The following is a 5,172-nucleotide window of genomic DNA, read 5'->3' as shown; positions in this document are numbered from 1 at the left end:
GACCGGGGCAGCCTGCGGGGAGACCCGTGTGCCCGCATGCCTCCGCGCGTCTCCGGCTCCACGGGCGCGGCGACGCCTGCACGTCGGTGCGCCCCGGCCGACGCGCAACCCACCGCCACCCCGATCCCGTAAGGCGGCCCCGTGTGACCTGCCGCCCCGCTCCGCCGAACGCCCGCCCCCGCCTCTCCGGAGGAGTGCGTGTCGCCTGCGCTGCACGGACGCCGGGCCACCGCGGCGCCCGTGCCCAGATGCCCGTCACCGGTCTCGGCGGGGCCGTCCTCGACCGCGTCGGGGCCGCCGCCGCGCCATGCGCAGGGCCTCCCCGCGGAGAGCCTCCTCCAGGCCGGCCGCGACCTCCTCCGCGCGGCCGGGCTGGTCGACCGTCGCGGCGGGGGCGTGGCCGGGCGAGCACCGCGTCCGCGACGACTTCCGCCACCGACCGGCACGGTCTGATCTTCTCCGCGCCCCACCAACCACGGGCACACCGCCTCGGACCGCCGCGGCGGTTCCGGTCCCGCCGAGCGCGGCACCTCCGTGCACGCCAAAGGCCCCGGGATTCCGTACGGTTGCGTCCAGGACGATGTCCGCGGGTCCTCGACGCGGACCCCACCGCCCTCGCCCCATCGGCGTTTCCGCCGAGGGCCGGCCTCGACGGCGTACCGCTCGGTGCCGACGGCGACCCCTTTGACGCCCGTCGACCCCAACTCCTCTCCCGTGTCACCGAGAGGGCCGATCGGGCCTTCGCCGTCCTGCCCTCGGCCGGGCCGCCCCCGACCGTCCGGGCCGTGGACGCCCCGGGACGTCCGACGCCCGCCCCGCTAGGGTGGCGGTACAGACCACAGTGCACGGGCCGGGACCGGGTCAGGGGCAACGGCCACCCGAGAGCGGAGAACAGTCCAGTGGCAGAGCGCAAGCCGATCGAATCCTGGCTCACCGACATGGACGGGGTCCTCATCCACGAGGGCACCCCGATCCCCGGGGCCGACGCCTTCATCAAGCGGCTGCGCGAGTCCGGCAAGCCCTTCCTGGTCCTGACGAACAACTCCATCTACACGCCCCGCGACCTCCAGGCCCGCCTGAGCCGCATGGGCCTCGACGTCCCCGTCGAGAACATCTGGACGTCCGCACTGGCCACCGCCAAGTTCCTCGACGACCAGCGCCCCGGCGGCACCGCGTACGTCATCGGCGAGGCGGGCCTGACGACGGCCCTGCACGACATCGGCTACATCCTCACCGACCACGACCCGGACTACGTCGTCCTCGGGGAGACCCGCACGTACAGCTTCGAGGCGATGACGAAGGCGGTCCGCCTGATCAACGCGGGCGCCCGCTTCATCTGCACCAACCCGGACGAGACGGGCCCCTCCACCGAGGGCCCGCTGCCCGCGACCGGCGCCGTCGCCGCGCTGATCACGAAGGCGACCGGGAAGCGCCCGTACTTCGCGGGCAAACCGAACCCGCTGATGATGCGTACGGGTCTGAACGCGATCGGCGCCCACTCCGAGACCAGCGCGATGATCGGCGACCGGATGGACACCGACGTGCTGGCCGGGCTGGAGGCGGGCATGCAGACCTTCCTCGTGCTGACGGGCCTGACCACGGTCGAGGACACCGAGAAGTTCCCCTACCGGCCTACGAAGACCGTCGACTCCATCGCCGACCTGGTCGATCTCGTCTGATCCGTTCGGGTGGGCGGCGAGCCCCTCCGGATGCGGAGCCCGCCGCCGCGCGTGAACCTCCTTGAGAGGAGGTTCACCATGCGCAGTGCTCTGATCGCCGTACGTGTCCGCCGTGGGGTCCGCGCGGGCGGGGTGGCCGCGGTCCTCGCGGCGGCGGCCGCGATGGCCGCACCCGGTGTGCCCGCCGCCGCCGCCGGGCAGGACCACGGGACCGTCTCGGTCGATCCGCACCGGGCGGCGCCCGGTGCGCAGGTCAAGGTGCACGTGACCGGCTGCAAGGGCCGCTGGGCGGTGGCGAAGTCCTCCGTCTTCGTCTCCGACGTCCACCTGTCCGCCGGCCACGGCAGCGACAAGGCCGAGAAGGCCGAGAAGGCCGAGAAGCCGGGCGGTGCCGACAGGGCCGACGAGTCCGCGAAGGCCGACGGCGCCGCCGCCAAGCCCCTGTGGGGCGACGCCGTGATCAGCTCGCGCGCCCGGCCCGGCCGGCACGAGGTGACGGTCCGCTGCGAGGCGGACGAGCTGCGCGGCTCCGTCGAGGTCGTGCCGCACGCGGAGGGCCGCGACACGCGCCCCGAGCCGCACAAGTCGCCGGTGCACCCGGTCCACGCGGGCGGCGGCGGCATGGCCGCCGAGGTCGCCGACGCGTCCCGCATCACCGGGCAGGCGGCGGCCGCACGCAAGGGCGAAGGCGAGGGCGAGGGCGGTGGCCCGGGGCTGCCGCACACCGTGGTCGGCGCGGTCCTGGCGGCCGCGGCGACCCTGGCCGTCGCCGGCCGGGCCCTGGTGCTGCGCCGCCGCCGCAGCGGCGAGTGAGGTCCGGGCGGTGACGGGCACGGCCGAGCCGAGGCGGTCCGCCGGCGGGCGCCTGCTCGGCTTCACCGCCTGGACGGTACTGGTGCTCGGGCTGTGGCTGTGGGGCCGCGAGATCACCGGGATGCCGGAGCGGCCGGGCGCGGGGCCGTCCGGCGGGGCCGCGTACCCGGTGCCGGGCCTGCCCGCGGCGCACGCCCCGCTCGCGGCGTCGGTCCCGGTGCGGGTCGACGTGCCGTCGCTCGGCGTGCAGGCCCCCGTGGTGGCCCGCGGCCTCGACGCGCAGGGCGCGATCGACCCGCCGCCGTACGACCGGCCCGGCGCGGTCGGCTGGTGGGGGGCGGGCCCGAAGCCGGGCGAGGCGGGGGCCGCACTGCTCGTGGGGCATGTCGACACCCGCTCGAAGCCGGCGGTCTTCTACGGCCTGAGCACGCTCCGGCCGGGAGCCAAGGTGCGGGTGGCGCGGGCCGACGGGGCGGTCGCCGAGTTCACGGTCGAGGACGTACGGGTCCACGAGCGCTCCCGCTTCGACGCCGACCGGGCGTACGGCGCGCTCGTGCCGGGGCGCGCCGAGCTGCGGCTGGTGACGTGCGGGGGCACGTACGACCAGAAGGCCGGCGCGTACACGGCGAACGTGGTGGTGTCGGCGTACCTGACGGGCCGCGCCGCCGCCACGCCCCCGGGCGGAGCAGGGCCGGGCGGCCGTACGGGTGCGAATCAGGGCGCCGAAGCGGCGGGGGCCGCGGGCGCGGCGGGTGCGCCGGGGCATCGGGCGGTTCCGGTGGTTCCGGTGGGGCCGCCGGGAGGCCGGGCCGCATGACGAAGAAGCCCCTCGCAGTTCTCACTGCGAGGGGCTTCCCCTTGTCGTGCGCCGCCAGGGACTCGAACCCCGGACCCGCTGATTAAGAGTCAGCTGCTCTAACCAACTGAGCTAGCGGCGCCTGCTGACAGGGAAAACTCTACCCCACCTGCAGGGGTGCTCATGACCAGCCGCGCCCACCTTGTCCGATTAGCCCATGTTTGAGCGGTTTATCGTGCACGATATGTCTGGGTCGAGCCGAATCTGACGCCCCGACAGATCTGCGGCGGCCCCGATCAGCCACGAGCAGGGGAGTGGACGGAACCGCATGACGATGCAGCCCCCGGTGCATGTGCCGATGCCGACGCCCGTTTTCGAGGAGTACGAGCCCGCAGGGGACTGCGGCTGCCCGGGCTGCGCGGAGCGCCGCCGCTCCCTCGCCCGTGCCAGGGCCATACCGCTCCGGGACGGCGGCCACCCGGCCGCCCGGGGTGCGCGCCGGGCGCTCGTCCTGGCCACGGCCGCGGGGGTCGTACTCGGCGGCGGCACGGCCTCGACCGCGCTGGCGGCCCACACCCCGGCCACCGACACCCCGGCGGGCACGGCCCCGAGCCGCGAGGCCGGCGCGGCGGGCGGCGCGGACGCGGCGGACATCCTCTCGGGGGCCGCCGCGGATGCCCGTACCGGGGACGCGGCGGACGCCCGGCCCGGGGCCGCCGAAACCACCCGGCCCGGGGCCGCCGAGGCCCGCACCCGGCCCACCGCGGACCCGCGGCCCGCGGCCGCCGCCAAGCCGCGGCGGCCTGCCGACGGCCAGGACACCCGCCGCGACGACCCGGGCGCCCGCCCCGGCAGGGACGTCCGCGACGACTCGGGTGCCCGCCCCGGCAGGGACGTCCGCGACGACCCGGGCGCCCGCCCCGGGGGGAACAGCCGCGACGACTCGGGCGCCCGCCCCGCTCCGGACGTCCGCGACGACCCGGCGAGCACCCCGCAGGGCGACCGCTCCCCGCTGCACGGCCGCCCCGGGCCGGTGAAGCCGGGCGGCGCGCCGGGCGCGCCCTCCTCGGTGCGGCGGATCGACCGGGCCACGATCATCAACCGGGCGAAGCTGTGGCTGGACGCCAAGGTCCCGTACAGCATGTCCTCGTACTGGACCGACGGATACCGGCAGGACTGCTCCGGCTACGTCTCCATGGCCTGGAACCTCGGCTCGAACGAGTGGACCGGCAGCCTCGACAAGTTCGCGACCCGGATCACCAAGGACGAGCTGCTGCCGGGCGACATGCTGCTCTTCCACAACCCGGCCGACCCGACCAACGGCTCGCACGTCGTCCTCTTCGGAGGCTGGGTCGACGAGACGCGCACGCACTACACGGCGTACGAGCAGACGCGTCCGGCCACGCGGAAGGCGGCGACCCCGTACGGGTACTGGAACAACGCCGCCAAGTACGTCCCGTACCGGTTCACCGGGGTGACGGGCGGCCTCACCGCCCCGGCCCCGGAACCGACCGCCCCCGACCCGGGAGCGGACCCGAAGCCGGCGGCGCCGTCGAAGGCGTTCCCCGGCGCGGCCATGTTCGGGCCGGGCGCCGACAACCCGCACGTCGCCGAACTCGGCCGGATGCTCATCGAGCGCGGCGGCCGCCGCTTCTACCCCAAGGGCCCCAGCACGAAGTGGAGTGACGCCGACCGGCTGGCGACCCAGGCGTTCCAGAGCGCGCAGGGCTGGACGGGCGCAGACGCGGACGGCATCCCCGGCCCGGCCACCTGGCAGCTGCTGGTCGAGGGCGGGGGCAAGGACATCCGCCCGACCATCGACCCGGCGGCGGGCCCGGCCGGGTCGCCCGCCGGCAAACCGGCTGCCCCGGCACGCCCCGGCGC

Annotated in this window: 4 protein-coding genes and 1 tRNA gene; 4 read left to right on the top strand and 1 reads right to left on the bottom strand. The window is 76.0% G+C overall.

The annotated features are described in order from the left end of the window. The first annotated feature begins 899 nt into the window (after positions 1-899). From EF903_RS28430 to EF903_RS28420, 3 genes are all read left to right on the top strand, one after another. Positions 900-1,679, top strand: coding sequence for an HAD-IIA family hydrolase (locus EF903_RS28430; RefSeq protein ID WP_114057683.1), 780 nt, complete (start codon positions 900-902; stop codon positions 1,677-1,679). A gap of 78 nt (positions 1,680-1,757) precedes the next feature. Beyond that, positions 1,758-2,492 carry a hypothetical protein gene (locus tag EF903_RS28425; protein WP_125547881.1) on the top strand — a complete coding sequence of 245 codons (735 nt, stop codon included), beginning with the start codon at positions 1,758-1,760 and terminating at the stop codon, positions 2,490-2,492. Positions 2,493-2,502: 10 nt separating this feature from the next. Next, complete coding sequence (locus tag EF903_RS28420) at positions 2,503-3,309, top strand: class F sortase (protein ID WP_260616048.1); 807 nt, start codon at positions 2,503-2,505, stop codon at positions 3,307-3,309. A 47-nt stretch (positions 3,310-3,356) separates the two neighbouring features. Here EF903_RS28420 and EF903_RS28415 read toward each other — a convergent pair. Further along, positions 3,357-3,430: transfer RNA gene (locus EF903_RS28415), tRNA-Lys, on the bottom strand. Between the two features lie 186 nt (positions 3,431-3,616). On the opposite strand from EF903_RS28415, the gene EF903_RS34845 reads away from it, so the two are divergent. After that, positions 3,617-5,172 (top strand): peptidoglycan-binding protein (locus tag EF903_RS34845; RefSeq protein WP_260616047.1); only part of this gene is annotated, 1,556 nt, incomplete at its 3' end.

The organism is Streptomyces sp. WAC05292, assembly GCF_003949955.1.
GTDB lineage: Bacteria > Actinomycetota > Actinomycetes > Streptomycetales > Streptomycetaceae > Streptomyces > Streptomyces globosus.
This window is presented reverse-complemented; position numbering and strand designations above follow the sequence as displayed.

Coding starts and splice junctions, on each gene's coding strand:
- EF903_RS28425 (WP_125547881.1), top strand. CDS start 1,758: ATGCGCAGTGCTCTGATCGCCGTACGTGTCCGCCGTGGGGTCCGCGCG.